Consider the following 25,901-nt stretch of genomic DNA (forward strand, 5'->3'; position numbering starts at 1 on the left):
GGGCACTGCGGCCGTGACCTCCTCGGCCGGTCACCGCACCTCCGTCGAGGCAGCTCTCGTCGGCGGACCGGCGTCGGAGTCCCCCGCCATCCCCCGGGACACGACCACGGACGTCGATGCCGTCGTCGTCCGCGGCCCGGCGATCGACGCCGAGACCCGCTGCATCCACTACGCCTCCGCGCTCGACGTGGTCGCCCTCCGCGTCCCGTGCTGCGACGCGTGGTACCCGTGCCACCTCTGCCATGCGGCCGTCGCCGACCACCCGCTCGAGGTGATCCCCCGCTCGGCCCACCACCTGCCGGCCGCCCTGTGCGGCGTCTGCCGCGCGACGATGTCCGTGCCCGAGTACCTCGCGGCGGACGCCTGCCCGAGCTGCGGCGCCGCCTTCAATCCCGGCTGCGACGCGCACGCGCACCTCTACTTCGCGCCCTGACCGGGACCCGCGCCGGAGCCGCGCCTCGATCCGCCGGGCCGCTCGGCCCCTCGGCCGCTCGGCCGCTCCGGGGGCGCCGGTTGCACCGCCGCGTCGCCGCGTCGCCGGACGAGCAGCACCTCCGCGGGCGTCTCCGCCCGACGTGGTTGCCCTCCGGCTATCCGCCCGCCGGCATGTCCGCGAAGCGCGAGAAGTGCCCGTGGAAGCCGACCGTGATGGTGCCGGTCGGGCCGTTGCGGTGCTTGGCGACGATGAAGTCGGCCTCGCCCGCACGTGGGTTGTCCTTCTCGTACGCGCTCTCGCGGTGCAGCAGGATGACCATGTCGGCGTCCTGTTCCAGCGAACCGGACTCGCGGAGGTCGGAGATGGCCGGCATCTTGTCGGCGCGCTGCTCCGGCCCGCGGTTCAGCTGCGACAGCGCGATGACCGGCACCTGCAGCTCCTTCGCCATGAGCTTGAGCGCACGCGAGAACTCCGAGACCTCCTGCTGGCGCGACTCGACCTTCTTGCCGCTCGTCATGAGCTGCAGGTAGTCGATGACGACGAGCTTCAGCCCGACCTTCTGCTTGAGCCGACGGCACTTCGCGCGGATCTCGACGAGCGTCATGTTGGGGCTGTCGTCGATGTAGAGGGGCGCGTCGTTGATGCGGCCTCGGGTCTGCGCGATGGTCGTCCAGTCCCGCGCGTCCACGGTGCCCTTGCGCATGCTCTGGAGCGGCACGGACGCCTCGGCGGACAGCAGGCGCATCGCGATCTCGCTGCGCCCCATCTCGAGGCTGAAGAAGATCGACGGCATGTCGTACTTGATGCTCGCCGCGCGCGCGAAGTCGAGCGCCAACGTCGACTTGCCGAGCGCGGGGCGCGCGGCGACGATGATGAGCTGGCCGGGGTGCAGGCCGTTGGTGAGCGCGTCGAGGTCGGCGAAGCCCGTGGGCACGCCGGTCATCTGGCCGTCCTTGCCCTTGGCCGCCTCGATCTCGTCGATGGCGACCGTGACCGCGTCCGTGAGCGGCACGTAGTCCTCCGCCTCGACACCGCCCGTGACGCCGTAGATCTCCGCCTGCGCGTTGTTCACGAGGTCGACGACCTCGCCCTCGCTGGCGTAGCCCATCTGCACGATGCGGGTGCCAGCCTCGACCAGGCGCCGCAGCACCGCCTTCTCGGCGACGATGGACGCGTAGAAGCCGGCATTGGCTGCCGTGGGGACGACGCTCGTGAGCGTGTGGAGGTAGTCGGCGCCGCCCGCACGGCTCAGCTCGCCGAGCTTGGTGAGCTCGTCGGTGACCGCGATGACGTCCGTGGGCTCACCGTGCGAGTACAGCGACAGGATCGCGTCGAAGATGATCTCGTGCTTGGGGATGTAGAAGTCGATCGCCCGCACCTGCTCGACCGCGTCGGCCACGGCGTCCTTGCTGAGGAGCATGCCGCCGATGGCGCTCTGCTCGGCGAGGAGGTCGTGCGGCGGCGTGCGCTCGTGGCCGGCGCGCTTGTCGCGCTCGTCCCGTTCGCCGGCGAGACCCAGATGGGCGATGGACACGTGCGGCTCCCCTCGGTCGGCTGGGCGGATGCGCCCGCACGACCGTTCTAGCTCGGACCTCCGACACCGCTCAGACGACGTCGGCCGGACCGCTGACGGGTCCTCCGCGACCCGTTCGACGGGCGCTGCCCCACGATATGGATGCGGTCCCACCAGGACCAAATGCCCCTGTGGACGAGACTGTGGAGAAAGTGGGCGAAACGCCGGGGATCGTGTGGACTACCTGGGGACAAGCCTGTGCACTAATGAGTTTTTTCCGGCCTGAATCCTGGTCTGACCAGGACCGCAGTTCTCCCCCACCAGTGTGGGAAAACTAGTCTGCACCAGGGCTTGAGAGTTCGTCTGCTGCGGCCTGGCCTGTGGATGGGAGTGGGGATCCAGAGGCCTCTGACCGGCTGGTTAACCGCCGATGGCGGTGGGCTCCATGAGCCCACCGCCATCGATCTCGTGCTGCGTCACTTCGCGGCGACGACCTGCAGGCTGATCGTGGCGACGATGTCGTCACGGAGCCGGATCGTGGCCTCGTGGTTCCCCGTGGCCTTGATGGCGTTGGGGATCTCGATCTTGCGCTTGTCGACCTGGCCGATGCCCGACTCCTCGACCGCCTTGGCGATGTCGGACGTCTTGACGGAGCCGAAGAGGCGCCCGCCCTGGCCGGCCTTGACGGTGAGCTTGACGATCTTGGCCTCGAGGCGGCTCTTGAGGTCCTGCGCCTCCTCGATGGTCGCGTGCTCGCGAGCGGCACGCGCTGCCTTGATCTGCTCGATCTGCTTCTCGCCGCCGCGGCTCCAGATGACCGCGAAGCCCTGGGGCACGAGGTAGTTGCGGGAGAACCCGTTCTTGACCTCGACGACGTCTCCGGGGGAACCGAGGCCGGAGACCTCGGTCGTGAGGATCACTTTCGACATTCCATTACCCCTTAACGGCCAGAGCCGGCGTAGGGGAGAAGTGCCATCTCGCGCGCGTTCTTGACTGCGCGCGCGATGAGGCGCTGCTCCTGCACCGAGACACCGGTGATGCGACGAGCGCGGATCTTTCCCCGCTCGGAGATGAACTTGCGGAGGGTGGCGACATCCTTGTAGTCGATGACGCCGACGCGGATGGACTTCGCCGGGGCGGCGTTCTTGCCGCCCTTGGCTCCGCGGAGAGGCTTGCGGCGGTCGCCGCTGCTCTTTCCAGCCATGATTCTTCCTGTCTTTCGTACGTAGTGCGACGAGCCCTAGAAGGGCGTCTCGTCGTTGAAGTTGCCGGGGTTGGACCAGCCGCCGTCGCCGCCACCGGAGTTGCCGCCCGAGCTCGCGGGGGTGCCCCACGGCTCCTCGGCCACCTGCTGCTGCTGGGGCTGTCCGCCGCCGAACTGGCCACGGCCACCGCCGCCGGAGTTGCCCCCGCCGCCGTTGCCGCCGCCGCCGGCCGCGCGCGTGACCTGAGCGGTCGCGTAGCGGAGCGAGGGGCCGATCTCGTCGACCTCGAGCTCGATGGAGGTGCGCTTCTCGCCCTCCTTCGTCTCGTACGACCGCTGCTTGAGGCGGCCGGTCGCGACGACACGCGAGCCCTTGGTGAGCGAGGACGCCACGTGCTCGGCGAACTCGCGCCACACGCTCGCACGGAGGAAGAGGGCGTCGCCGTCCTTCCAGTCGTTGCTCGCGCGGTCGAAGGACCTCGGCGTGGAGGCGATGGTGAAGTTGGCTACCGCCAGCCCGTTCTGCGTGTACCGCAGCTCCGGATCACTGGTGAGGTTGCCCACGACCGTGATGATGGTTTCGCCGGCCATCGACTACTCCCCGGTCTTCTCGCTGGAAGCAGCCTGGGCTGCCGGCTTGCCGGGCGTCGCCGGAGCGGCGTCCGTGGCGGGCGCCTGGGGCGCGGCGTCTGCGGCCTTGGACGTGGCGGCTGCCTTGCGGGCGGCCTTCTCGTCGGCGAGCTTGCGAGCGGACGCGACCATGGCCATGGCCTCCTCGGCACGCAGCACCTTGGTGCGCATGACGGCCTCGGACAGACCCAGCTGGCGGTCGAGCTCCTGCGTGGCCTCGCTCGTGGCGGTGAGCTGGACGACGGCGTAGATGCCCTCGTTCTTCTTGTTGATCTCGTACGCCAGTCGACGACGGCCCCAGACGTCGACGTTGTCGACGGTGCCACCGCTGGTGCGGATGACGTTGAGGAACTTGTCGAGACTGGGAGCGACGGTGCGCTCATCGATCTCGGGATCCAGGATCACCATGAGTTCGTACTGATGCGTCACTAACCCACCTCCTTCGGACTTGAACGGTCGCAGACGATCTGCGACAGGAGGGTATGTGCATCTGTCCGCGCGGGGCAGGGGAATCCCGTTGCCGGGCGGACAACCTCGCAAGACTACCGGATGGGGAGGAGTCGCACCAGGCCGCGGGAGGCGGCGGCGCGGATCAGCCCTGCTCGGCCGCCCACCACGCGACGAGGCGGCGCTCGGCCTCCTCCTCGGGGAGCGGGCCCTCGTCGAGCCGCAGCTCGAGCAGGAAGCGGTAGGCCCGGCCCACGACCGGGCCCGGCGGCACGTCGAGTATCCGCATGATCGCCTCGCCGTCGAGGTCCGGACGGACGGCCGCCATCTCCTCCTGCTCGGCGAGCTCGGCGATGCGGGCCTCGAGGTCGTCGTAGGCGAAGCCGAGGCGGTCGGCCTTGCGACGGTTCTGCGTGGTGACGTCCGCGCGCGTGAGCATGTGCAGGCGCTCGAGCTCGGGGCCGGCGTCGCGCACGTAGCGGCGGACGGCAGAGTCGGTCCAGCCGCCCTCCGTGTAGCCGAAGAAGCGGAGGTGCAGCTCGATGAGGCGCGCGACCGACGCGATCGTGTCGTTGTCGAAGCGGAGCGCGCGGAGCCGGCGCTTGGCCATCTTGGATCCGACGACGTCGTGGTGGTGGAAGGTGACGACGCCGCCGGGCTCGAGCCGGCGCGTGGACGGCTTGCCGATGTCGTGGAGGAGCGCGGCGAGACGGAGGACGAGATCCGGAGCCTCGCCCGGGTGGCGGGAGCGCTCGTGGTCGATGGCCTGGTCGAGCACCTGGAGGGAGTGCTGGTAGACGTCCTTGTGACGGTGGTGCTCGTCGGCCTCGAGCTTCATCGCGGGGAGCTCGGGGAGCACGTGGTCCGCGAGGCCGCCCTCGACGAGCAGGTCGAGCCCGGCGCGCGGCTCGGGGGTGCGCAGCAGCTTGGAGAGCTCATCGCTCACGCGCTCGACGGAGATGTCGAGGATCCGCGGGGCCATGTCGCGGATGGCGGCGAGCGCGGCGTCGTCGAGGCGGAAGCCGAGCTGCGAGGCGAAGCGGACGGCGCGCATCATGCGGAGCGGGTCGTCGCCGAACGAGACCTCGGGGGCCACGGGGGTGCGGAGCACCTGGGCGAGGAGGTCGTCGATGCCGCCGGACGGATCCACCAGCACCACCTGCGGCAGGCGCACGGCGAGCGCGTTCACCGTGAAGTCGCGGCGCACGAGGTCCTCCTCGAGCGAGGAGCCGAACTCGACCTCGGGCTTCCGGGAGACGCCGTCGTACTGGTCGGTGCGGTAGGTCGTGATCTCGACCTGCTCCCCCTTCACGCGCGCGCCGATGGTGCCGAAGGCACGGCCGATGTCCCAGTGGGCGTCGGCGACGGGCTTCACGATCTCGAGGATGCGATCCGGTCGCGCGTCGGTCGTGAGGTCGAGGTCGGTCGCGGCGCGGCCGAGGAAGGCGTCGCGCACGGGGCCGCCGACGAGGGCGAGCTCGTGGCCCGCCTCGTGGAAGGCGCGCGCGAGCACGGCGACCGGGGGCGATGCGGCCAGCTCGCGGAGACGCTCGAGGGCCTGTGCGACGCTGTGCATGGTCGGACAGTCTACGGCGGGGCGACGACGGGCTTCCGGCGTCCACGGCGAGCGCACATGGGCCGCGCGGGGCCAGCCATTTAGAATCGGCAGATGCACGCCGCGCCTCGACACGACGCCGGCCCCACCCGCACGGACAGAGCCCTCCGGCTGATCCGGCGATCCGCTCGACGCACGATCTCCACCCTCGTGTGCGTCGCGGTCGCCGCCGGGACGCTCGCCGCCGGGACGGTCGCGGGTCCGTCGACCCCGGCGCGCGCGGCCACCGACGGCGTGACCCTCACCGTCACGCCCGCGGCCGAGGGGATCCTGACCCCCGGCCAGGACCTCGCCGTCACCGTGTCAGTCGTCAACGCGACGGAGGCCGCGGTGCCGGCCGGGCGCATCGACCTCGACCTCAACCGCACCGTCCTCGACACCCGCACCAAGATCGACGGCTGGCTCGACACGGCGTCCACCGACCAGAACTCGCGCACCGGCCCGCGCATCGGCCGCGCCGACACCCCGGAGGTGCCCGCGGGCGGCACGGTCGACGTGGCCATCACGGTGCCCTCGGCGACCGTGGCGCTTCAGGGCAGCCGTGGCGGGTTCGGGCCGCGCGGGCTCACGGCGGAGCTCGACGCCGGCGGCGCGGACGTCGCGACGGGCCGCGGTGCGGTCGTCTGGAGCCCCGGCGCGGATCCGGCGCCCACGCCGGTCGCGGCCGTCATGCCGCTCACCGTCCCGCCGAGCGCGTCGGACTTCGTCGACGCCGAGGCCCTCGCGACCTACACGGCGGCGGGCGGCACGCTCACGCGTCAGCTCGACGCGGTCTACGGCCGCCCCGTCGCGGTGGGCATCGACCCGCGGATCATCGCGTCCATCCGCATCCTCGGCGCCGACGCCCCCGCATCCGCCGTCGAGTGGCTGCAGCGCCTCCGCGAGATCCCGAACGAGACCTTCGCGCTGGCCTGGGCGGACGCCGACGTCGCCGTGCAGGCGCAGGCCGGAGCCGCGACGCTCCTCGCGCCCACCGACGCCTCCTACGCCGTGCGCACGAGCCGGTTCGCGGCGCCGGGCTCGACCCCCGCACCCTCCCCGAGCTCGACGCCCAGCGAGACCCCCACGGCCACGGAATCCCCCGCAGCCAGCGGCACGCGCGGCGGATCCGCCATCGCCGGAGCCGCGACCGCCGCTCCTGCCGAGACGCCCTCCCCCTCCTCCAGTCCCGAGCCGAGCCCCACGCCGTCGGCGCCTGCGCTGGCCCCCGCCCCGACCCTCGCCGACCTGACGGCCTGGGACTACACGATCTCCGGCGTCTCCTGGCCGGCCGCGGGCACCGTGACCTCGGGCGACCTCGGGGTGCTCACCGCCAGCGGCACGACCACGGCGATCCTCGATAGCGGTGACGTGCAGTCCACCGGTTCCGCATCCGTCGCCGCGACCGGGACGATCGGCGACACGACCGTGCTCGTGACCGACGCCCGCGTCTCCGCCCTCGTCGACCGTGCGCTCTCCGCCGAGACCGACGAGGCCTTCGGGATCGCGCTGGCACAGCTCTCCGCGACCCTCGCGGCCGACGCGCGCGCGGCCGACGGCCACGTGGTCGTCGCCGGCCTCGAGCGCGGCTGGGCAGCCTCAGGCGGGCGGCTGGGTCAGCTGCTCGACGCGATCCAGGGGCTCCCCTTCAGCGATACCGCGCAGCTGGGCGCCGCCTTCGCCACCGCGCCCGTGCCTCTCCAGGTCGTGGATCACCCGGAGGACGCCACGCGGGTCCAGCGCGTCGCCGACGCGATGTCGCTCGAGGCGCAGGTCGCCGCGTTCGCCAAGGCGGTCGAGCGCCCGGAGCTCATCACCGGGCAGCAGCGGATGCTGCTCCTCGCCACGCTCGCGAACCGCTGGCGCGACGACCCGGATGGACTGGTGACCGTCCAGGACGGTTACACCGCGCAGGCCGACGCGCTGCTGGGCTCCGTCGCCATCACCACCCGCCAGAACACCGTCATCAGCGACACGACGAGCCTCCTCATCAACGTGAGCAACGAGCTCGACCAGCCCGTCACGGTGCGGCTGTCGATCATCGCCGGCAGCGGCCGGATCCGCGTCGACGACTCCGCGCTGGTCACGGTCCCCGCCCACGGCAGCGCGTCGGCCCGCCCGCCCATCACCTCGATCTCCAACGGCGACGTCGTGGTCACGGCGCGGCTCACCACCGAGGACGGCTCCGTGCAGATCGGCGAGAGCGCGCCTGTCGAGCTGTTCATCCGGGCCGGGTTCGAGGCCATCGTCACGGCGCTGTTCGTCGCCGCCGTCGCGCTCCTGTTCGGCTTCGGCCTGTTCCGCAGCATCCGCAAGCGCCGCCGCGCCCGCGCCCGGCAGCTCGCCGGCCTGCCCGAGGAGATCGATGACTGACCGGATCGCGCCGCCCGCCCTCGGATCGGACGCGGCATGACCGCCGCCCCCGCCCCGCGTGGAGGCATCGGCCGCGCGTCCGCCCTGCTCGCCTCGGGCACGTTCGTCTCTCGGATCCTCGGCTTCGTCAAGGCGATCGTGCTGCTGCAGACCATCGGCGCGACCCTCGGCAGCTCCAACGCGTTCTCCAACGCGAACCAGCTGCCGAACAACATCTACGTGATCATCGCGGGCGGCGTCCTCAACGCCGTCCTCGTGCCGCAGGTCGTGCGCGCCGCCAAGCACGCCGACGGCGGCGCCGGCTACATCAACAAGCTCGTCACCATCGCGATCGTCGTGCTCGGCGGGGTCACGATCCTCGCGACAGTGGGCGCTCCCGTCGTCTCGCGCCTCTACGCCGCCACCCTGCCGCCGGACGTCTTCGCGCTCGTCGTCGCGTTCGCATACTGGTGCCTGCCGCAGATCCTCTTCTATGGGCTCTACGCCGTGCTCGGCGAGGTGCTGAACGCGCGGGGATCCTTCGGGCCCTTCACGTGGGCGCCCGTCCTCAACAACGTGGTCGCCATCGCCGGCCTCCTCGTCTTCCAGGCCATGTTCGGCTCCGGCAGCCGCCCTGTCGACGACTGGAGCCTCGACAAGATCGTCGTCCTCGCCGGATCCGCGACCCTCGGCGTCGTCGCGCAGGCGCTCATCCTCTTCGTGTTCTGGCGCCGCGTGGGCCTGCGCTTCCGGTTCGACTTCGCGTGGCGGGGCGTGGGCCTCGGCACCGCCGGCCGCCTCGCCGGCTGGACGTTCGGCATGCTCGTCGTGACGCAGCTCGCCGGCATCGCGCAGTCGAACGTGGCGAACATCGCGGCCACCTCGGACAGCCCGTCGAGCACGATCCTGCTCAATGCGTGGCTGTTCTTCATGCTGCCGCACTCGATCTTCGCGGTCTCCATCGCCACCGCCTACTTCACGCGCATGAGCACGCACGCGGGCGAGGGCGACCACGACAGCATGCGCGCGGACCTCTCCTCGGCCGTGCGGCTCGTCGCGCTCATGACGGTGCTCTCCACCGCGCTCATCGCCGTGCTCGCCGGACCGGTGGCGCGCGTGATGGTGTCGGGCGACATCGGCGAGGTCCGCGGCTACGGCATCGTCCTCATCGCCTTCATCCTCGGCCTGCCGGCGTTCAGCACCCTCTTCGTCCTGCAGCGCGCCTTCTACGCCCTCTCGGACACGCGCACGCCGTTCCTCATCCAGTGCGCCCAGGTCGTGCTGTTCATCGCGGGAGCCCTCGTCATCTCCCAGCAGCCGGTCGAGCTGATCGGCGTGGGGCTCGCCGTGCTGCAGACCGTCACGGTCAGCGGGCAGGCAGTGATCGCCGCCGTGCTCCTGCGCCGACGCATCGGCAGGATCGACGGACGCCGAATCCTCCGCAGCGCCGTCCGCTTCGTCGTCGCCGCGGTGCCGACAACGCTCGTCGGCATCGCGCTCCTCGCCCTCGTCTCGGGCGGCGCCTTCGAGGGTGTGGGCGTCGCGTCGAAGGGGCAGGCGCTCCTCGTCGGGATCCCCCTGGCCGCCGTCATGACGGCCGTCTACCTCGCCGCGCTGGCCGCCATGCGCTCCTCCGAGCTGCAGCAGCTCGCGGGCCCCGGGATGCGCCGCATCCGCCGCCGCTGACCCCGCGCGCCGCCACCGGCTCGACCGGCCCCGAGGCCTGTCCGCGCACGCGCCCCCGCCCGGTGGAGCCGCAGGAATAGCCGCTACCGTGGGTCTGTTGCAGAGGTGAGCGGGCGCCGGCGAGGCGCCCCGCCGAGCAGTGGAGGAGAAGCCGTCGTGCGTCAGATCATCATCATCGGTTCGGGTCCGGCCGGGTACACGGCCGCCATCTACGCCGCGCGCGCCAACCTCACGCCCCTCCTCATCGCGAGCTCGGTCGAGGCCGGCGGCGAGCTCATGAACACCACCGAGGTGGAGAACTACCCCGGCTTCACCGATGGCATCCAGGGCCCCGATCTGATGATGGCGATGCAGGCGCAGGCCGAGCGCTTCGGCACCGAGGTCGTGCTCGACGACGTCACGTCGGTCGAGCTGCAGGGCGACGTCAAGCGCGTCACCCTCGGCAACGGCGACGTGCACGAGGCCCTCGCGGTCATCGCCGCCACCGGATCCGCGTACCGCAAGCTGGGGCTCCCCGCGGAGGACCGCTTCAGCGGCCACGGCGTCTCCTGGTGCGCGACGTGCGACGGCTTCTTCTTCCGCCAGAAGACCATCGCGGTCGTCGGCGGCGGCGACAGCGCGATGGAGGAGGCCACCTTCCTCACGCGCTTCGCGGAGAAGGTCTACGTGATCCACCGCAAGGACACCCTGCGCGCCTCGAAGATCATGCAGGACCGCGCGTTCGAGAACCCGAAGATCGAGTTCGTCTGGAACGCGCAGGTGGTCGACATCACGGGCGGCGAGAAGGTCGACGGCGTGTTGCTCGAGGACACCGTGACCGGCGAGCGGCGCCCGCTCGCGCTCGACGGCCTCTTCATCGCCATCGGCAACGACCCGCGCACGCACCTCTTCCACCAGCAGCTCGAGCTCACCACCGAGGGCACCATCGCCGTCGACGGCCGCTCCTCGCGCACGAACCTGCCGGGCGTGTTCGCGGCTGGCGACGTGATCGACCCGACGTACCGCCAGGCCGTCACGGCCGCCGCCTCCGGCACGGTCGCGGCCCTCGACGCGGAGCACTTCCTCGCATCGCTGCCTGACACCCTGCTCGACACCGCATCCGACGGACCGGACGGCCCCGCGGGCCACGGCGCGCCGGCAGCCGGCAGCGCGGTGGATCCCGACGGCGAGCTCGTCGGCGCCGACCACCAGTAGCCGAACCCCTCATCACTACCCGATCCGGCAGCCGCTCGGATCCACGCGAACCACACGAAGGAGAACCCATGTCCCACTCCCGCGACGTCACCGACGCCAGCTTCCAGGCCGACGTCCTCGACGCCGAGAAGACCGTCATCGTCGACTTCTGGGCGCCCTGGTGCGGCCCGTGCAAGGCCGTCTCCCCCGTCCTCGACCAGATCGCCGCCGAGAACCCCGGCATCGAGCTCGTCAAGATCGACGTGGACGACAACCCCGAGATCGCGATGAAGTACAAGATCACGTCGATCCCGGCCATGAAGGTCTTCCAGAAGGGCGAGGTCGTCAAGACCGTCATCGGCGCCAAGCCGAAGCCGGCCCTCGAGCAGGAGTTCGCCGACTTCCTCAAGTAACCGTCGCTCGCGCCGGACAGGCGGCGAGGACAACCGGAGGGTCCGGCACCGCGAGGTGCCGGACCCTCCGTCGTCCCGCCGACACCGTCGCCGGCCAGGGCGCTGCCCGGAGGATCGCGGGCCGCCGCCCGTTAGGCTGGACGGCAATCGGACAGTGAGAGACGTGACGTGACACCTGCAGGCAGCCCCCGCGAATCCGCGGGCACCAACCTCGACCCCTGGTTCCCCCACTACGCGGAGAGGACCTCCGGCCTCAGCGCCTCCGAGGTCCGCGCCCTCTTCGCCGTGGCCAGCCGACCCGAGGTCGTCTCGCTCGCCGGCGGCATGCCGTTCGTCTCCGCCCTCCCCCAGGAGCTCATCGTCACGGCGATGGAGAAGGTCATGCGCGAGCGCGGCCCCGTTGCGCTCCAGTATGGCGGCGGCCAAGGGACACCGGAGCTCCGCGAGGACATCCTCGAGATCATGGCCCTCGAGGGCATCCGCGGCAGCGTCGACGACATCGTCACCACCACGGGCTCGCAGCAAGCCCTCGACCTCGTCACGAAGCTCTTCATCGACCCGGGCGACGTGATCCTCGCCGAGGCCCCCAGCTACGTGGGCGCGATCGGCGTCTTCCGCAGCTACCAGGCGGTCGTCGAGCACGTGGTCATGGACGACGACGGCCTCGTCCCCGAGGCGCTGCGCGAGGCCATCGCCAGGATCCGCGGCGAGGGACGCACCATCAAGTTCCTCTACACCGTCCCCAACTTCCACAACCCGGCCGGGGTCACCATGTCGGCGGCCCGCCGTCCGGAGATCCTCGAGATCTGCCGTTCGAACGACATCCTCGTGCTGGAGGACAACCCCTACGGTCTCCTCTGGTTCGACCGACCGGCGCCGGACGCCATGCGCAGCCTCGACGACGAGGGGGTCATCTACCTGGGCTCCTTCTCCAAGACCCTCGCCCCCGGTTTCCGCGTCGGCTGGGCGCTCGCGCCGCACGCCATCCGCGAGAAGCTCATCCTCGCCCAGGAGTCGGCGGTCCTCTCCCCCAGCTCCTTCAGCCAGCTGATCATCTCGGAGTACCTCCACGCCTCCGACTGGAAGGGACAGATCGACACCTTCCGCGGCGTGTACCGGGAGCGGCGCGACGCCACGCTGTCCGCCCTCCACGAGCACCTGCCGAGCCTGACCTGGACGGTCCCGAACGGCGGCTTCTACGTCTGGCTGAAGCTCCCCGAGCAGCTCGACTCCAAGCAGATGCTCCCCCGAGCCGTCACGGCCCTCGTCGCCTACACGCCCGGCACCGCGTTCTACGCCGACGGCCGCGGACGCGACGCCATCCGCCTGTCGTTCTGCTACCCGACGCCCGAGCGCATCCGCGAGGGCATCCGCCGCATGGCGGGGGTCATCGACGACGAGCTGGATCTGCTCACCACGTTCTCCGGCACGGGTGCGCTGACGTCACGCCCCACGACGTCCGTCGTCACGCCGCCGCCGGACCTCGACTGACAACCCGCGTCCACGAACACCGACCGCAACCGGATCGAGCATCATGACCGCACACGAGCCTCTCTCCGTCCTCGTCCTCGCGGGCGGGATCTCCCATGAGCGTGACGTGTCGCTCCGCAGCGGTCGCCGCGTGGCCGATGCCCTGCGCGCGGCCGGTGTCCAGGCGTCCCTCCGCGATCCCGACGCCACCCTCCTCGACTTCCTCCGGGAAACCCCTCCCGCCGTCGTCTGGCCGGTCCTCCACGGGGCCAGCGGCGAGGACGGCGCGCTCCTCGGGCTGCTCGAGCTCGCGGGCGTCCCCTACGTCGGATCCTCAGCACGATCCGCACGGCTCGCATGGGACAAGCCGACCGCGAAGGCGATCGCCGAGTCAGCGGGCATCCGCACGCCGCGATCCGTGACCCTGCCCAAGGACACGTTCCGCGAGCTCGGCGCGGCTGCCGTCCTGCGCCTCGTCACCGAGGCCGTGCCCGCCCCGTACGCCGTCAAGCCGGCCCGCGGCGGCTCGGCACAGGGGGTCACGATCGTCACCGATCCGGGCTCCCTGCCGCGGGCGATGGTGGACGCCTACACATACGGGGACGTCGCCCTCATCGAGCAGCTCGTCGAGGGCACCGAGGTCGCGATCGGCGTCCTCGACACCGGCGCCGGCCCCGAGGCGCTGCCCGCGACCGAGATCGTGCCCACATCCGGCGTGTACGGCTACGAGGCGCGCTACAACGCGGGTCTGACGCGCTTCTTCACTCCCGCGCGCATCTCCTCCGAGGCGAACGCGGCAGCATCGGCGGCCGCCATCGGGATCCACCGCGCTCTCGGCATCGGGCAGATGTCACGAGTGGACATCATCATCGACGCCGCGGGCGAGCCCTGGTTCATCGAGGTCAACGTCATCCCCGGTCTCACCGAGACGTCGTTGCTCCCGCAGGGGCTCGCCGCTGCCGGGGTCGAAGTGGGCGATCTCTACCGCCGCCTCGCCGAGGCTGCGCGGGCAGCCTCTTCCGCCCCCTGACGCCTCCAACGCGTGGAAGGGAGGCGGCCCTTCCCGGTCGCCTCCCTTCCCGTCAGTTGGCGTCCGCGTCCGGGACGCCCATCTCCTGGGCGATGCGCGTCAGATCCCCCACCGTCGCGAAGTCGATGACGATCTGGCCCTTCTGGGCTGACATGGTCACGCGCACGCTCGTGTTGAGGTGGTCCCCTATGCGCTGGGCCGTGTCGTCCAGATGCGCGTTGCGCGCCGAGCTGGCGGACTTGCGCGGCTTGCTGATCCGTTGTCCCCGTTGGGCGGCAGCCTCAGCCGCCCTCACGGAGAGATCCTCGTTGACGATCTTCTCGGCGAGGTGCCGCATGGCGTCCTCGTCTCCGGACGACAGGATCGCGCGCGCATGCCCCGCAGACAGGACGCCGGCCGCGACGCGATGCTGCACGTCCTCGGGTAGACGGAGCAGGCGGATCGTGTTGGTGATCTGCGGCCGCGACCGTCCGAGGCGCTGCGCGAGCTCGTCCTGGGTGATGGCGAAGTCGGCCAACAGCTGCTGGTAGGCGCTGGCCTCCTCGAGGGGATTCAGCTCCGACCGGTGCAGGTTCTCCAGCAGTGCGTCCCGCAGCATGGACTCGTCGGCGGTGTCCTTGATGACGGCCGGGATGGTGTCCAGTCCGAGCTCCTTGGTGGCCCGGAGACGACGCTCCCCCATCACGAGCTCATAGCGGGCGCGGCCGTCCGCGTCGGCGCCGAGCGGGCGCACCACGATCGGCTGGAGCACCCCGTACTCCCGGATCGAGACCATGAGCTCCTGGAGCTCGTCCTGGCGGAAGTCAGTGCGCGGCTGCTGCGCGTTCGGGGTGATGTCCGCGGGATCGAGGTTGGCCAGGCGCGCCCCGGGGACAGCGACGAGCTCCGGCTCGCCCCGTCCCTGCGATTCACCTTGCACACCGCTCGGCGCACCCGCACCGATGCTGTCCGGGAAGAAGACGTCGACGGGCCTGCTGCGCTCATCGGATGTGGGGATGAGCGCGCCGATGCCGCGACCCAGGCCGGTTCTCTTGGTTGCCATTATGTCCGGGCTCCTCGGTGTGCGATCTCGGCTGCTGCCTCCAAGTAGGAGAGAGCGCCAGGTGAGTTGGGGTCGTAGCTGATGACGCTCTGGCCGTAGCTGGGTGCCTCGCTGATGCGGACGGACCGTGGGATGAGCGTCGTGAGGGTCTGCTGAGGGAAGTGCTCACGCACTTCAGCCGCGACCTGTTGAGCGAGGTTCGTACGCCCGTCGTACATGGTCAGCAGGATGGTGGACATCGCCAGCTCGGGGTTCAGGTGCTGCGCGATCAGCTCGATGTTCGAGAGCAGCTGGCTGAGGCCCTCGAGTGCGTAGTACTCGCACTGGATGGGGATCAGCACCTCTCTGGCGGCGCTGAACGCGTTGATCGTGAGCAGCCCGAGTGACGGCGGGCAGTCGATCAGGACGTAGTCGAAGTCGCGCCCGCTGTCCGATGCCAAGAAGGCGTCGAGGGCATTCCGAAGCCGACGTTCACGGTGAGGGAGGTTCACGAGCTCGATCTCAGCTCCTGCGAGATGGATCGTCGCCGGCACGCAGAAGAGAGTGTCGAATTCTGGGCTGGGCTGTACGACCTTCTCTATGGCGACATCATTGACGAGCACGTCATACACGCTCATGAGGTCGCTTGATCGGTCTGCACCGAGCGCTGTCGATGCGTTCCCCTGCGGATCCAGGTCGATGACCAGCGTGCGCGAGCCAGCCTTCGCGAGTGCAGCGGCGAGGTTCACGGTTGACGTGGTCTTCCCGACCCCGCCCTTCTGGTTGGCGATCGTGAAGACCCGAGTGCGTGTCGGGCGTGGGAGAACGAGACCCGCGAGGGCTTTCCGTCGTCGACTCGTCTCGGAGAGTTCGCGAGCGATAGGACTCAGGTCTTCATCCATGGATTGCTCCCGATCGGTCGAAGTTGGCGATGGGTGCACCGTGCGTCTTGTCATGTTTCACGTGGAACATCTGGCCCTCATCATCGCGGCTCGGGCCGTATAATCCGGCATTGATCAGGTCTTCTTCCTTGGAGTGACAGGTATCGTCACTCATGCGACTCGCGCTCGGATCACTCGCGTGACCTCATCGACTTGTCCCGAGCCGAGCGTCAGCACCTCGACATCCTCCAGGTGGTACTTGCGAATGGCCTTGTGGGCAGCCTCGACCTCGCGCTCCGCGTTGGACCCCTTCATCAGCACGAGCTCTCCCCCGGTCTTCACGAGAGGCACAGTGAGGGGGATCAGCTTCGCGAACGCACTCACGGCCCGTGCTGTCACCTGATCGAGACTGAACTCCTGAGCCACTTCCTCCGCGCGAGCTCGTCGAACACGTACATTGTCGAGGGCCAGATGTGCCACCTGCTCTTCGAGCCAGACGACGCGGCGCTCCATGGGCTCGATGAGGACGAACTCCACGTCTGGTCGTGCGATAGCGAGCACCAGCCCAGGCAGCCCCGCGCCGGTTCCGACATCACCGACGAGTCCAGGGCGTAGAAGCGGCGCGACCAGCACGGAGTTGATGACGTGTCGAGACCAGAGTCGCGGGGGCTCGAGGGGCCCGATGAGCCCGAGCTCCTCTCCGCGCCGACCGAGCTGAGCGACGAATTCGCGCGCCACGTCCAGGCGGTCTCCGAACATCGATTTCGCCACCGTCGGCTCCGACTCGATGATGATCTGATCAGGCATCGCGTATCCATCCTGTGTTCGGTGGCTGTGTCAGCTCGACCATGTCGGCGGCCGCGTCGGCATCGAGCGGTCGCATCGAGTGTGTAGGCGTGTCCTGCGAGTTTAGCGTTCGCGCATGTCGCGCGACGACCGGATCAGTCCGGTCCCCGAGCTGGCATCCGAGACGCGGACTTCCCAGGCATGTTTCACGTGAAACCGCACCGCTCTGCAGATGGTGGTCTCACTCCCCGTGGGTACGCGCGCAGATCGGGACTCGTCCTACCCAGAGGCGGCCTACGTTTCACGTGAAACACGCATCGACATCCAGGGGGCAAGTCGATGAGCCGGGTTCACATCCCACGCCTGGCAATCGAAGCGACGATCATCTGACCGGACCAACCTGCAGCCTCGCCTCGCGACGATCACATCGTCACGTCCCCCGTGTCCCGATGGCCGATTGATGACACGACTGTGCTAATTAAACACCGATGCATGGATAGCGTGGGACAGCGAAGAGGCCCGATCCGTCGGACCGGGCCTCTTCATTCACGCCGCGGTTTTCACGACTTCGTGATCACCGTATGACGGTCGCGCCCCTCACCCTCGGACTCCGAGGTGTAACCCCGCTCGGCCACGATGTCGTGCACGAGCTTCCGCTCATACGACGACATGGGCGGCAGGGAGGCAGTCGCCGATCCGGCGGCGATCCGCTCGATGGCACGGTCGACGAGCTGGGCGAGCTCGACCTGACGCGCGTCTCGAGAGCCGCCGACGTCGAGGATCAGACGGCTGAACACGCCCGTCTTGTTCTGGACCGCGAGTCGGGTCAGCTCCTGGAGCGCCGTCACGGTCTCCGGATTCGACAGCAGGCGCAGGTCCTGGGAATCCGCCGCGTCGACGGAGACGTATGCACGCCCACCGCGCTGATCGATGTCGATGTCACCGTCCAGGTCGCAGATGTCGAGGAGCTCCTCGATGTAATCAGCCGCTATGTCGCCCTCGTCGACGGCATCAGCGCCGCCATCGACCGCGATTTTCTCGGGCTCGGATGCCTCCGACACACCGTCGACGCCACCTGCATCGGGCACGACCACAGCCTCGCTCTCCACGTCGGTCATCGGCTCTTGGATCCCGCCTGCTTCTTGGCACGGTTCTTGCTCACCGGCTGCTGACGCTGTGCCGGCTTGCGCTCCTCCACGACGATGGTCGACGACTCCGACGTCGGCTCAGGGGCGACCAGCTTGCCCTTGCGCGCCAGTCGGGCCTCACGGGCACGCGCCGCCTCACTACCGGGAGTCGGCATGTTGCGGATGACGAGGAACTGCTGTCCCATCGTCCAGAAGTTCGAGACCAGCCAGTAGAACATCACGCCGAGGGGGAACGCTATGCCGGACACGGCGAACACCAGCGGCAGGATGTAGAGCAGGATGCGCTGCTGCTTGAACATCGGGCTGGCCTTCGTCTCCTCGGACATGTTCTTCGCCATGATCTGCAGCTGCGTGATGAACTGCGAAGCGCTCATGAGGATGACCATCGTGGTCGCGATGACGATCACGGTGACGTTGCCGTTGGCCGTGGAGATGGCCGACTGGAGGGGAGCGCCGAGGAACGACGACTCACCGAAAGAACGCGAGAGCTGCTCGTTCAGGAGACCGATGCCCGGGAGCTCCTCCACCGCCGCACGATGGAGCACGGAGTAGAGCGAGAAGAAGATCGGCATCTGCAGGAGCAGGGGGAGGCAGCTGCTCAGCGGGTTGGTGCCGGTGTCCTTGTACAGGGCCATGGTCTCGCGGGACATGGCCTCGCGGGAGAACTGGTCGCGCTTGCCCTTGTACTTGTCCTGGATCTTCTTCAGCTGCGGCGCGACCTCCATCATGCGGCGCTGGTTCTTGATCTGCCGGACGAAGATCGGGATGAGCGCAGCACGGACCACGAGCACGAGACCCACGATCGAGAGCACCCAGGTGGCGCCGTTGTCGGGGTCCAGCCCGAGGGTGGTCCACAGCGTGTGGAAGCCGACCAGGATGAGTTCGATGACCCACTTGATCGGCCACAGGATCGTTCCGAGGAAGTCCATGAGGTGGTCGTTAGCCCTTTCCGTGGCTGGGTGCGACGACGAATCCGAGCCTCGTACGCCGGTAATGCTGGACCCGACGAGCGGGGACGTCGTCGATGCCGCCTTCCGCCCAGGGGTGGCACCGGCACACCCGCCACGCGGCGAGGGCGCCTCCGTGGACGAGCCCGTGCTCCTGCACAGCCTCGAGGCCGTAGGCCGAGCACGACGGGTAGTACCTGCACACGTCCCCGTACAGAGGGGATACGACGCGCCGATAGAGGCCGATCACGGCGATGGCCGCGTTCCGGGGCACCAGGACGACGGAGGTCAGTACCCTCTTCATATCGTCCTCACGACCCGCGTCACGGCTGACGCGATCTCCTCCTGCAGGGTATCCCACGGGGTCTGCTCCATGCCTGGCAGTACGCGGATCACGATGGAGGTGCCCGTGGGGACCGTGCGGAGCACATCGGCCGACACGGCCTTGAGGCGCCTGCGGACGAGGTTGCGGGTGACGGCGTTGCCGACCTTCTTCGAGACGATGAACCCGAAGCGGGTGGGCGAGTCCTGGGGGCCGGCCAGCGCGGACACGACCGCGGTCCCCGTGGTCGTCCGGCGTCCTCGCCTGACGATGGTGCGGTAGTCCGCACCGCTCGTCACGCGATTCCGCCGAGCGAGCACGTGCTACGCGGAGAGCTCGGTGCGTCCCTTGCCACGACGGGCGGCGAGGATGGCACGGCCGGCACGGGTGCGCATGCGGAGGCGGAAGCCGTGCTTCTTGGCCTTCTTGCGGTTGTTCGGCTGGAAGGTGCGCTTGCTCACGGTGAGTCTCCACTCAGGTTGGTCCACGGGGCCGACGAGTGCGGCTGGGAAGATGGGGCAGCCTCGAGGGGCTGGGTCAACTGCCTAAATCTACGGGCCGGGCGGGCTGCGGTCAAACCCGGGAGCCGGATCGTGATTATCCACACAGATCGGCCATCGGCCGGTATCGACATGCCGCCGTCGATAGGGTCGATTTGTCCTGATCTCCGACAGTGGCTACCGTGTGGCGTGGCCGCGACGCGTCGGGGATCGCCCGCGCGGTGCTGACGGCCCGTTCGCACACAGGGTGGATAACCCTGTGAGTAACTATGCTGTCCGCGGTCGCGGTACCCGGACGGTCCGCACCCTCGGAGCCTCCGGGGACGGACGCCGCACGCACGACCGCGACGCCCTTCCAGCGTCGACAGCAGTCCGTGCACCGCGTGGCGGCCCCGGCATCAGCCGCGGGACCGAGCCTGGTGACGGCAGATGGGGAAACATGTCCGACCGCTCCGACCCGACGCACGCGATCTGGCAGAAGGTGCTCGCCGCCCTCACCGCGGACGATCGGATCACCCCGCAGCTGCACGGCTTCATCAGCCTCGTGGAGCCCAAGGGCGTCATGACCGGCACCCTGTACCTCGAGGTCCCCAACGACCTCACCCGCGGGATGCTCGAGCAGCGCATCCGCGTCCCGCTCCTGAACGCCATCGGCTCGCTCGACGAGGCCGCGGGCGTCAGCAACTTCGCCATCGTGGTCAACCCCGAGATCGCGCAGGACGCCTTCGCCCAGCATCCCGAGCCGGCCGCTGAGCAGCCCTACATCGAGACGCCGACCATCACGGCGCCCACGGACAACCCGGGGCTGCCTGCCTCGCCGTCTCGCGGCGACTCGCGTCTCAACCCGAAGTACGGCTTCGACACCTTCGTCATCGGCGGGTCCAACCGGTTCGCCCACGCCGCGGCAGTCGCCGTCGCGGAGGCGCCGGCCAAGGCCTACAACCCTCTCTTCATCTACGGAGACTCCGGGCTCGGCAAGACCCACCTGCTGCACGCGATCGGCCACTACGCCATCAGCCTCTACCCCGGCATCCGCGTGCGGTACGTGAGCTCCGAGGAGTTCACCAACGACTTCATCAACTCGATCGCGAACAACCGGTCCTCGCTGTTCCAGTCGCGCTACCGGGACAACGACATCCTGCTGATCGACGACATCCAGTTCCTCCAGGGCAAGGACTCCACGCAGGAGGCCTTCTTCCACACCTTCAACACGCTGCACGACCACAACAAGCAGGTGGTGATCACGAGCGACCTGCCGCCGAAGCACCTCACGGGCTTCGAGGACCGCATGCGCTCCCGCTTCGAGTGGGGCCTCATCACCGACGTGCAGGCGCCCGACCTCGAGACGCGCATCGCGATCCTCAGGAAGAAGGCGCAGAGCGAGAAGCTGCAGGTGCCGGACGACATCCTCGAGTACATGGCCACCAAGGTCACGTCGAACATCCGCGAGCTCGAGGGCACGCTGATCCGCGTGACGGCGTTCGCGAGCCTCAACAAGACGCCCGTCGACCTCGCGCTCGTGCAGACGGTCCTGAAGGACCTGATCACGCTGGACGAGGACAACGTCATCGCTCCGGTCGACATCATCAACCACACCGCTGCCTACTTCAAGCTCACCGTCGATGACCTCTACGGCTCGTCCCGGTCCCAGGCCGTGGCCACGGCACGCCAGATCGCCATGTACCTGTGCCGCGAGCTGACCAACCTCTCGCTGCCCAAGATCGGTCAGCTGTTCGGCAACCGGGACCACACGACGGTCATGTACGCCAACAAGAAGATCACCGAGCTCATGAAGGAGCGCCGCTCCATCTACAACCAGGTGACGGAGCTCACGAGCCGGATCAAGCAGAACCACCGCTACGGCAAGATGTGACGCCGTCTGCACGCGCCTCAGCGGCGCGGGCAGTGGACGAGGCAGGAGAAGGGGTCGGACCACGAGGTCCGGCCCCTTCTGCGCGTCCGGGCGACAGCAGCAGCCCGACGCCGACCGGCCCGGCGACGACGGCTGGCACGCTCTGGAGGACTGCTCCGTGGGAGGGGCAGAGCCTCACAAGGGCTGGATCCGCCGTTCCCCACAGTGTGCACAGAGTGTGGATAACTGTGGAGAACCGCCGGAGCCGATGTGGGTTCACGGACGCCGCCTGTGGAACCGACATCGTCGCGCCGGTGGCATCCCGCCGAGTCCCCAGGCCGCTCCACACCCGTCCCACAACTTCCAGACGTGTAGTTCCCGCTCGATGACGGGGACTCCGGGAGTTGTCCACAGATTCCACAGCGGTTAAGACTATTGATCCTTAAACCCTTCATTGGATGTCGCCCAAGAACCTCAGGGTGTGGAGGGATCGACGGTCGTGGGGTCCCCCGTCGGCACGGCTAGCATTGACCGACAAATCTTCCGCTCATCGAGGGGTCCACAACGTGAAGTTCCAAGTCAACAGGGACGTCTTCAGCGAGGCGGTGTCCTTCGCCGTCAAGCTCCTCCCGCAGCGCACGACCCTCCCGATCCTGAGCGGGGTGCTCATCGAGGCGACCGAGGACGGACTGACGCTGTCGTCGTTCGACTACGAGGTCTCCGCACGCACGCAGATCCAGGCGGACATCGATGAGCCCGGCCGCGTGCTGGTCTCCGGCCGTCTGCTCGCCGACATCGCGAACCGCCTCCCGAACGCCCCGGTGCGGTTCACCACCGAGGACTCCAAGATCACGGTCTCGTGCGGATCAGCGCACTTCACGCTGCTGAGCATGCCCGTCGAGGAGTACCCGACCCTGCCGCAGATCTCAGAGCAGTCCGGCCTCCTGCCGGCCGAGCAGTTCGCCGCCGCGGTCTCGCAGGTCGCCGTCGCGGCGTCACGCGACGACGTGACGCCCGTGATCACCGGCGTCCAGCTCGAGGTGGGGGAGATGAGCCTCGGCTTGATCGCCACGGACCGCTACCGCGTGGCCGTGCGCGAGATCGACTGGGACGGCGGCGACTCCACGACCGACGCCACCACCCGCACCGCCCTGGTGCCCGCCCGCACCCTGCAGGAGATCGGCAAGACCTTCGGTCACAGCGGCACCATCTCGGTCGCCATCACCGACACCGACGACCGCCAGCTCATCGCGTTCAGCGCAGACAGGAAGACCGTCACGTCGCTGCTGATCCGCGGCAACTTCCCGCCGGTCAAGCGCCTCTTCCCCGAGACGGTCGACAACTACGCGGTCATCAACACGGCCGACCTCATCGAGGCGACGCGGCGCGTCCAGCTCGTGCTGGAGCGAGAGGCGGCCCTCCGGTTCACCTTCACGATCGACGGCCTCACCCTCGAGGCCATCGGATCCGAGCACGCGCAGGCATCGGAGAGCATCGACGCCCTCCTGACGGGCGTCGACACCGTGGTGTCGCTGAAGCCCCAGTTCCTGCTGGACGGCCTCGGCGCCGTCCACTCCGAGTTCGTCCGGCTCTCGTTCACGAAGACGGACAACCCCAACAAGCCCGGCCCCGTGCTCATCACGAGCCAGTCCTCCAAGGACCAGGCCGGCGCTGACAACTACCGGTACCTGCTGCAGCCGAACCTGCTGCTCCGCTAGACCGCGATCAAGGAGAGAACATGCACATCGGACTCGTTGGACTCGGCAAGATGGGTGCCCGCATGCGCGCGCGCCTCGAGGCGAACGGCATCGAGGTGACCGGCTACGACACGAACCCCGACGTCTCTGACGTGGCCACGCTCGACGACCTCGCCGCCGCGCTGCCCACCCCGCGCCTCGTCTGGGTCATGGTCCCGGCCGGCAAGGTCACCCAGAACGTCGTGGGCGACCTCGCCCGCATCCTGGAGCCGGGCGACCTCGTGATCGACGGCGGCAACTCCAAGTTCACCGACGACTTCGCGCATGCGGGACTGCTCGCGGAGAAGGGGATCGACTTCGTCGACGCCGGCGTCTCGGGCGGCGTGTGGGGCCTCGAGAACGGATACGGCCTCATGGTCGGCGGTCCGGTCGAGCAGGTCCAGCGGGCGATGCCCGTGTTCGACGCGCTGCGTCCCGAGGGACCCCGCGAGGAGGGCTTCGTCCACGTCGGCGACTCCGGCGCGGGGCACTACGCGAAGATGGTCCACAACGGCATCGAGTACGCGATGATGCAGTCGTTCGCCGAGGGCTACGAGCTCCTCGCGGCGCGCAAGGACATCATCAAGGACGTCACCGGCACGTTCGAGGCGTGGCAGCGGGGCACGGTCGTCCGCTCCTGGCTGCTCGAGCTCCTGGTCAAGGCGCTCAAGGAGGACCCGGGCTTCGAGGACATCGAGGGCTTCGTGCAGGACTCGGGCGAGGGCCGGTGGACCATCGAGGAGGCGCTCGACAACGCCGTCCCGATGCCCGCCATCAGCGCGTCGATCTTCGCGCGTTTCTCCTCCCGCCAGGAGGACTCCCCGGCCATGAAGGCCGTCGCGGCGCTGCGCAACCAGTTCGGCGGCCACTCGGTGCAGAAGAAGTCCTGACCACCGGATGATCGTCCGTCACCTCTTCCTGGGTGACTTCCGCAACTACACTCGCGCGGACGTCGCGCTCCTGCCCGGTGCCACCCTCTTCGTGGGGAGCAACGGGCAGGGCAAGACGAACCTGGTGGAGGCGCTGGGCTTCCTGAGCACGCTCGGGTCGCACCGCGTCTCCACCGACCAGGCCCTCATCCGGCAGGGTGCCGAATCCGCGGTGATCCGGGCGCTGCTGCAGCATGCGGGCCGAGAGCTCCGGGTCGAGGTGCAGATCAACCGGTCCTCGGCCAATCGCGCGCAGGTCAACAGCACGCCGACCAAGCCGCGCGAGCTGCCGCGGTACTTCTCGAGCGTGCTGTTCGCGCCCGAGGACCTGGCCCTCGTGCGCGGGGATCCGTCGGGGCGTCGCCGGCTGCTCGACCAGCTGCTCGTGCTGCGCACGCCGCGGCTCGCTGGCGTGCTGTCGGACTACGACCGGGCGTTGAAGCAGCGCAACACGCTGCTGAAGTCGGCGCGGGCGCGCGGGATGAAGGCCGACCAGCTGGGGACGCTCGACATCTGGGACGAGCGGCTCGTCGCGATCGGATCGCAGATCATCGCAGCGCGCGGCGCCCTGGTCGAGGCGCTGCAGCCGGAGCTGGCGCGCGCGTACCTTGCCGTGGCGGGATCCGACCACGGGCCCTCCGCGAGTCCGGAGCTGAGCATCCTCGCGGATGACCCGGGTGAGGATGACGTCGCGGACGAGACGGGCGGGCGCGATGGCGGCCGCTTCACGCGGACCGAGAACGTCGTGCCGGTCTTCGCCGCGGCCATCGCGCGGATGCGACCACGCGAGCTCGAGCGGGGCCTGACCCTGGTCGGCCCGCATCGGGACGACGTGCTGTTCCGGCTCAACGGGTTACCCGCGAAGGGCTATGCCAGCCACGGGGAGTCGTGGTCGTTCGCCCTCGCGTTGAAGCTCGCCTCGGCGGAGCTGCTGCGACGCGACTCGCAGACGGGGGATCCCGTGCTGATCCTCGACGACGTGTTCGCCGAGCTCGACCAGGCCAGACGCGGGCGGCTGGCGGAGGCCGTCACCGGCTTCGAGCAGGTGCTGATCACCGCGGCCGTGTTCGAGGACGTGCCCGCGCACCTGGCGGCGAACGCCGTGCACATCCGGGCCGGGGAGATCGTGGACGCTCCGGCGCCTGCATCGGCATCCGACGCCGAGGATGGGGGAGCGGCATGATCCCCCGCGCACCTGACGGCGGTCCGATGCCCGAGTCGGAGGCGGTGGCGGTCTACCGCCGGTTCCGCAAGGTGTTCGGCGACGCGTCCGTCCGCTCGCCGTCGGCGCGGAAGCGCCGCGAGCAGAAGGCCGGCAGCTCGCCGTTCCAACCCGGACGGGATCCCGACTCGCTCGGGAACGTGATGGACTCGCTCACCTCGCGGATGGGCTGGACGTCATCGCTGTCGCAGGCCGAGCTCATGGCCGCGTGGACGACCATCGCCGGCGAGGAGACGGCCGTGCACTCGTCCCCCGTCGGGATCGAGGACGGCCTCCTCACCGTCGAGTGCGAGTCGACGGCGTGGGCCACTCAGCTGCGGTTGATGCGCGTGGAGATCACGACGCGCATCGCCGAGCGCTTCCCCGACGCGGGCATCCGGTCGATCCGCTTCCAGGGGCCGAACGCCCCGTCCTGGAAAAAGGGTCCCAGGTCGATCCCAGGGCGGGGCCCGCGCGATACCTACGGCTAGGGAGGCGAATCAGGTCACCCCCGTCGCGAAAGCGCCTCAGCGGGCCGGATAGAGAGGTGCGGAGCCTACTACTGCGATAGAATGAGGGGTCGCCCGCAGTCCAGGGACGACGGTCCCCGGATCATCCCGTGATCCGCGC

At 69.3% G+C, this 25,901-nt stretch carries 26 protein-coding genes and 1 pseudogene; 12 read left to right on the forward strand and 15 right to left on the reverse strand.

Annotated elements, in window-relative coordinates; genetic code table 11:
- The first annotated feature begins 13 nt into the window (after window positions 1–13).
- Window positions 14–433 carry a CHY zinc finger protein gene (locus tag FGD68_RS02085; protein ID WP_119372861.1) on the forward strand — a complete coding sequence of 140 codons (420 nt, stop codon included), beginning with the start codon at window positions 14–16 and terminating at the stop codon, window positions 431–433.
- Window positions 434–590: 157 nt separating this feature from the next.
- On the opposite strand, the gene dnaB is transcribed toward FGD68_RS02085, so the two are convergent.
- The 6 genes and pseudogenes from dnaB to FGD68_RS02115 all read right to left on the reverse strand — a co-directional run bounded on the left by dnaB (window position 591) and on the right by FGD68_RS02115 (window position 5,806).
- A complete protein-coding gene (gene dnaB, locus FGD68_RS02090) occupies window positions 591–1,970 on the reverse strand; it encodes a replicative DNA helicase (RefSeq protein WP_012039646.1) in 1,380 nt (459 codons plus the stop codon).
- A gap of 455 nt (window positions 1,971–2,425) precedes the next feature.
- Window positions 2,426–2,878, reverse strand: coding sequence for a 50S ribosomal protein L9 (gene rplI, locus FGD68_RS02095; RefSeq protein WP_012039647.1), 453 nt, complete (start codon window positions 2,876–2,878; stop codon window positions 2,426–2,428).
- 11 nt (window positions 2,879–2,889) lie between these two features.
- Window positions 2,890–3,153 carry a 30S ribosomal protein S18 gene (gene rpsR / locus FGD68_RS02100; protein WP_012039648.1) on the reverse strand — a complete coding sequence of 88 codons (264 nt, stop codon included), beginning with the start codon at window positions 3,151–3,153 and terminating at the stop codon, window positions 2,890–2,892.
- Between the two features lie 36 nt (window positions 3,154–3,189).
- Complete coding sequence (locus FGD68_RS02105) at window positions 3,190–3,744, reverse strand: single-stranded DNA-binding protein (RefSeq protein ID WP_043583663.1); 555 nt, start codon at window positions 3,742–3,744, stop codon at window positions 3,190–3,192.
- A 102-nt stretch (window positions 3,745–3,846) separates the two neighbouring features.
- A pseudogene (gene rpsF / locus FGD68_RS02110) lies at window positions 3,847–4,191 on the reverse strand (30S ribosomal protein S6); the annotation flags it as partial.
- 184 nt (window positions 4,192–4,375) lie between these two features.
- Window positions 4,376–5,806, reverse strand: a complete 1,431-nt coding sequence (locus FGD68_RS02115) for a CCA tRNA nucleotidyltransferase (RefSeq protein WP_119372860.1) — start codon at window positions 5,804–5,806, stop codon at window positions 4,376–4,378.
- 93 nt (window positions 5,807–5,899) lie between these two features.
- Here FGD68_RS02115 and FGD68_RS02120 point away from each other — a divergent pair, with 93 nt between their 5' ends.
- The 6 genes from FGD68_RS02120 (at window position 5,900) to FGD68_RS02145 (ending at window position 13,948) form a co-directional block, all read left to right on the forward strand.
- The gene (locus FGD68_RS02120) at window positions 5,900–8,197 is read left to right on the forward strand and encodes a DUF6049 family protein (protein WP_237609714.1); all 2,298 of its coding nucleotides are present in this window, start codon (window positions 5,900–5,902) and stop codon (window positions 8,195–8,197) included.
- A gap of 36 nt (window positions 8,198–8,233) precedes the next feature.
- Window positions 8,234–9,862 carry a murein biosynthesis integral membrane protein MurJ gene (murJ, locus tag FGD68_RS02125; RefSeq protein ID WP_119372198.1) on the forward strand — a complete coding sequence of 543 codons (1,629 nt, stop codon included), beginning with the start codon at window positions 8,234–8,236 and terminating at the stop codon, window positions 9,860–9,862.
- Window positions 9,863–10,018: 156 nt separating this feature from the next.
- Complete coding sequence (gene trxB / locus FGD68_RS02130; protein ID WP_119372197.1) at window positions 10,019–11,056, forward strand: thioredoxin-disulfide reductase; 1,038 nt, start codon at window positions 10,019–10,021, stop codon at window positions 11,054–11,056.
- Window positions 11,057–11,124: 68 nt separating this feature from the next.
- The gene (trxA, locus tag FGD68_RS02135) at window positions 11,125–11,448 is read left to right on the forward strand and encodes a thioredoxin (protein WP_012039655.1); all 324 of its coding nucleotides are present in this window, start codon (window positions 11,125–11,127) and stop codon (window positions 11,446–11,448) included.
- Between the two features lie 168 nt (window positions 11,449–11,616).
- Window positions 11,617–12,939: an aminotransferase-like domain-containing protein gene (locus FGD68_RS02140; RefSeq protein ID WP_104235768.1), complete on the forward strand. Its 1,323-nt coding sequence runs from the start codon at window positions 11,617–11,619 to the stop codon at window positions 12,937–12,939.
- Between the two features lie 43 nt (window positions 12,940–12,982).
- A complete protein-coding gene (locus FGD68_RS02145) occupies window positions 12,983–13,948 on the forward strand; it encodes a D-alanine--D-alanine ligase family protein (RefSeq protein WP_119372196.1) in 966 nt (321 codons plus the stop codon).
- A gap of 52 nt (window positions 13,949–14,000) precedes the next feature.
- Here FGD68_RS02145 and FGD68_RS02150 read toward each other — a convergent pair whose 3' ends face one another.
- From FGD68_RS02150 to rpmH, 9 genes are all read right to left on the reverse strand, one after another.
- Window positions 14,001–14,990 carry a ParB/RepB/Spo0J family partition protein gene (locus tag FGD68_RS02150; protein ID WP_104235766.1) on the reverse strand — a complete coding sequence of 330 codons (990 nt, stop codon included), beginning with the start codon at window positions 14,988–14,990 and terminating at the stop codon, window positions 14,001–14,003.
- Window positions 14,990–15,871, reverse strand: coding sequence for a ParA family protein (locus FGD68_RS02155; protein WP_119372195.1), 882 nt, complete (start codon window positions 15,869–15,871; stop codon window positions 14,990–14,992). The genes FGD68_RS02150 and FGD68_RS02155 overlap by 1 nt, the downstream gene beginning before the upstream one ends.
- On the reverse strand, window positions 15,864–16,025 hold the full coding sequence (locus FGD68_RS02160) for a hypothetical protein (RefSeq protein ID WP_182480862.1): 162 nt from the start codon (window positions 16,023–16,025) through the stop codon (window positions 15,864–15,866). The genes FGD68_RS02155 and FGD68_RS02160 overlap by 8 nt, the downstream gene beginning before the upstream one ends.
- Window positions 16,022–16,657: a 16S rRNA (guanine(527)-N(7))-methyltransferase RsmG gene (gene rsmG / locus FGD68_RS02165; RefSeq protein ID WP_119372194.1), complete on the reverse strand. Its 636-nt coding sequence runs from the start codon at window positions 16,655–16,657 to the stop codon at window positions 16,022–16,024. Before rsmG ends, FGD68_RS02160 begins: the two co-directional genes overlap by 4 nt.
- Before the next feature lie 539 nt (window positions 16,658–17,196).
- Complete coding sequence (locus FGD68_RS02170; protein ID WP_119372193.1) at window positions 17,197–17,754, reverse strand: Jag family protein; 558 nt, start codon at window positions 17,752–17,754, stop codon at window positions 17,197–17,199.
- Complete coding sequence (yidC, locus tag FGD68_RS02175) at window positions 17,751–18,713, reverse strand: membrane protein insertase YidC (protein WP_104235762.1); 963 nt, start codon at window positions 18,711–18,713, stop codon at window positions 17,751–17,753. Before yidC ends, FGD68_RS02170 begins: the two co-directional genes overlap by 4 nt.
- A 10-nt stretch (window positions 18,714–18,723) precedes the next feature.
- Entirely contained in the window at window positions 18,724–19,035 is a 312-nt protein-coding gene (gene yidD, locus FGD68_RS02180; protein WP_119372192.1) for a membrane protein insertion efficiency factor YidD, read from the reverse strand.
- A complete protein-coding gene (gene rnpA, locus FGD68_RS02185; RefSeq protein ID WP_119372191.1) occupies window positions 19,032–19,373 on the reverse strand; it encodes a ribonuclease P protein component in 342 nt (113 codons plus the stop codon). Before rnpA ends, yidD begins: the two co-directional genes overlap by 4 nt.
- A 3-nt stretch (window positions 19,374–19,376) precedes the next feature.
- A complete protein-coding gene (rpmH, locus tag FGD68_RS02190; RefSeq protein ID WP_012039665.1) occupies window positions 19,377–19,514 on the reverse strand; it encodes a 50S ribosomal protein L34 in 138 nt (45 codons plus the stop codon).
- 478 nt (window positions 19,515–19,992) lie between these two features.
- On the opposite strand from rpmH, the gene dnaA reads away from it, so the two are divergent.
- The 5 genes from dnaA (at window position 19,993) to FGD68_RS02215 (ending at window position 25,762) form a co-directional block, all read left to right on the forward strand.
- A complete protein-coding gene (dnaA, locus tag FGD68_RS02195; protein ID WP_011931220.1) occupies window positions 19,993–21,426 on the forward strand; it encodes a chromosomal replication initiator protein DnaA in 1,434 nt (477 codons plus the stop codon).
- Window positions 21,427–21,971: 545 nt separating this feature from the next.
- Entirely contained in the window at window positions 21,972–23,123 is a 1,152-nt protein-coding gene (gene dnaN / locus FGD68_RS02200; RefSeq protein WP_119372190.1) for a DNA polymerase III subunit beta, read from the forward strand.
- A 20-nt stretch (window positions 23,124–23,143) separates the two neighbouring features.
- Entirely contained in the window at window positions 23,144–24,031 is an 888-nt protein-coding gene (gene gnd, locus FGD68_RS02205) for a phosphogluconate dehydrogenase (NAD(+)-dependent, decarboxylating) (protein WP_011931222.1), read from the forward strand.
- Between the two features lie 7 nt (window positions 24,032–24,038).
- Window positions 24,039–25,253, forward strand: coding sequence for a DNA replication/repair protein RecF (gene recF, locus FGD68_RS02210; protein ID WP_119372189.1), 1,215 nt, complete (start codon window positions 24,039–24,041; stop codon window positions 25,251–25,253).
- Entirely contained in the window at window positions 25,250–25,762 is a 513-nt protein-coding gene (locus FGD68_RS02215) for a DUF721 domain-containing protein (RefSeq protein WP_079533820.1), read from the forward strand. The genes recF and FGD68_RS02215 overlap by 4 nt, the downstream gene beginning before the upstream one ends.
- Window positions 25,763–25,901: the final 139 nt, after the last annotated feature.

The sequence above is a fragment of the Clavibacter californiensis genome, from assembly GCF_021952865.1.
Classification (GTDB): domain Bacteria; phylum Actinomycetota; class Actinomycetes; order Actinomycetales; family Microbacteriaceae; genus Clavibacter; species Clavibacter californiensis.

Bases quoted from the DNA above. Each gene is read 5' to 3' on its own strand.
- rplI (WP_012039647.1), bottom strand. From the start codon at position 2,878: ATGTCGAAAGTGATCCTCACGACCGAGGTCTCCGGCCTCGGTTCCCCC.
- rpsR (WP_012039648.1), bottom strand. From the start codon at position 3,153: ATGGCTGGAAAGAGCAGCGGCGACCGCCGCAAGCCTCTCCGCGGAGCC.
- FGD68_RS02105 (WP_043583663.1), bottom strand. From the start codon at position 3,744: ATGGCCGGCGAAACCATCATCACGGTCGTGGGCAACCTCACCAGTGAT.
- FGD68_RS02115 (WP_119372860.1), bottom strand. From the start codon at position 5,806: ATGCACAGCGTCGCACAGGCCCTCGAGCGTCTCCGCGAGCTGGCCGCA.
- FGD68_RS02120 (WP_237609714.1), top strand. From the start codon at position 5,900: ATGCACGCCGCGCCTCGACACGACGCCGGCCCCACCCGCACGGACAGA.
- murJ (WP_119372198.1), top strand. From the start codon at position 8,234: ATGACCGCCGCCCCCGCCCCGCGTGGAGGCATCGGCCGCGCGTCCGCC.
- trxA (WP_012039655.1), top strand. From the start codon at position 11,125: ATGTCCCACTCCCGCGACGTCACCGACGCCAGCTTCCAGGCCGACGTC.
- FGD68_RS02145 (WP_119372196.1), top strand. From the start codon at position 12,983: ATGACCGCACACGAGCCTCTCTCCGTCCTCGTCCTCGCGGGCGGGATC.
- FGD68_RS02150 (WP_104235766.1), bottom strand. From the start codon at position 14,990: ATGGCAACCAAGAGAACCGGCCTGGGTCGCGGCATCGGCGCGCTCATC.
- FGD68_RS02155 (WP_119372195.1), bottom strand. From the start codon at position 15,871: ATGGATGAAGACCTGAGTCCTATCGCTCGCGAACTCTCCGAGACGAGT.
- FGD68_RS02160 (WP_182480862.1), bottom strand. From the start codon at position 16,025: ATGAGTGACGATACCTGTCACTCCAAGGAAGAAGACCTGATCAATGCC.
- rsmG (WP_119372194.1), bottom strand. From the start codon at position 16,657: ATGCCTGATCAGATCATCATCGAGTCGGAGCCGACGGTGGCGAAATCG.
- FGD68_RS02170 (WP_119372193.1), bottom strand. From the start codon at position 17,754: ATGACCGACGTGGAGAGCGAGGCTGTGGTCGTGCCCGATGCAGGTGGC.
- yidC (WP_104235762.1), bottom strand. From the start codon at position 18,713: ATGGACTTCCTCGGAACGATCCTGTGGCCGATCAAGTGGGTCATCGAA.
- yidD (WP_119372192.1), bottom strand. From the start codon at position 19,035: ATGAAGAGGGTACTGACCTCCGTCGTCCTGGTGCCCCGGAACGCGGCC.
- dnaA (WP_011931220.1), top strand. From the start codon at position 19,993: ATGTCCGACCGCTCCGACCCGACGCACGCGATCTGGCAGAAGGTGCTC.
- gnd (WP_011931222.1), top strand. From the start codon at position 23,144: ATGCACATCGGACTCGTTGGACTCGGCAAGATGGGTGCCCGCATGCGC.
- recF (WP_119372189.1), top strand. From the start codon at position 24,039: ATGATCGTCCGTCACCTCTTCCTGGGTGACTTCCGCAACTACACTCGC.
- FGD68_RS02215 (WP_079533820.1), top strand. From the start codon at position 25,250: ATGATCCCCCGCGCACCTGACGGCGGTCCGATGCCCGAGTCGGAGGCG.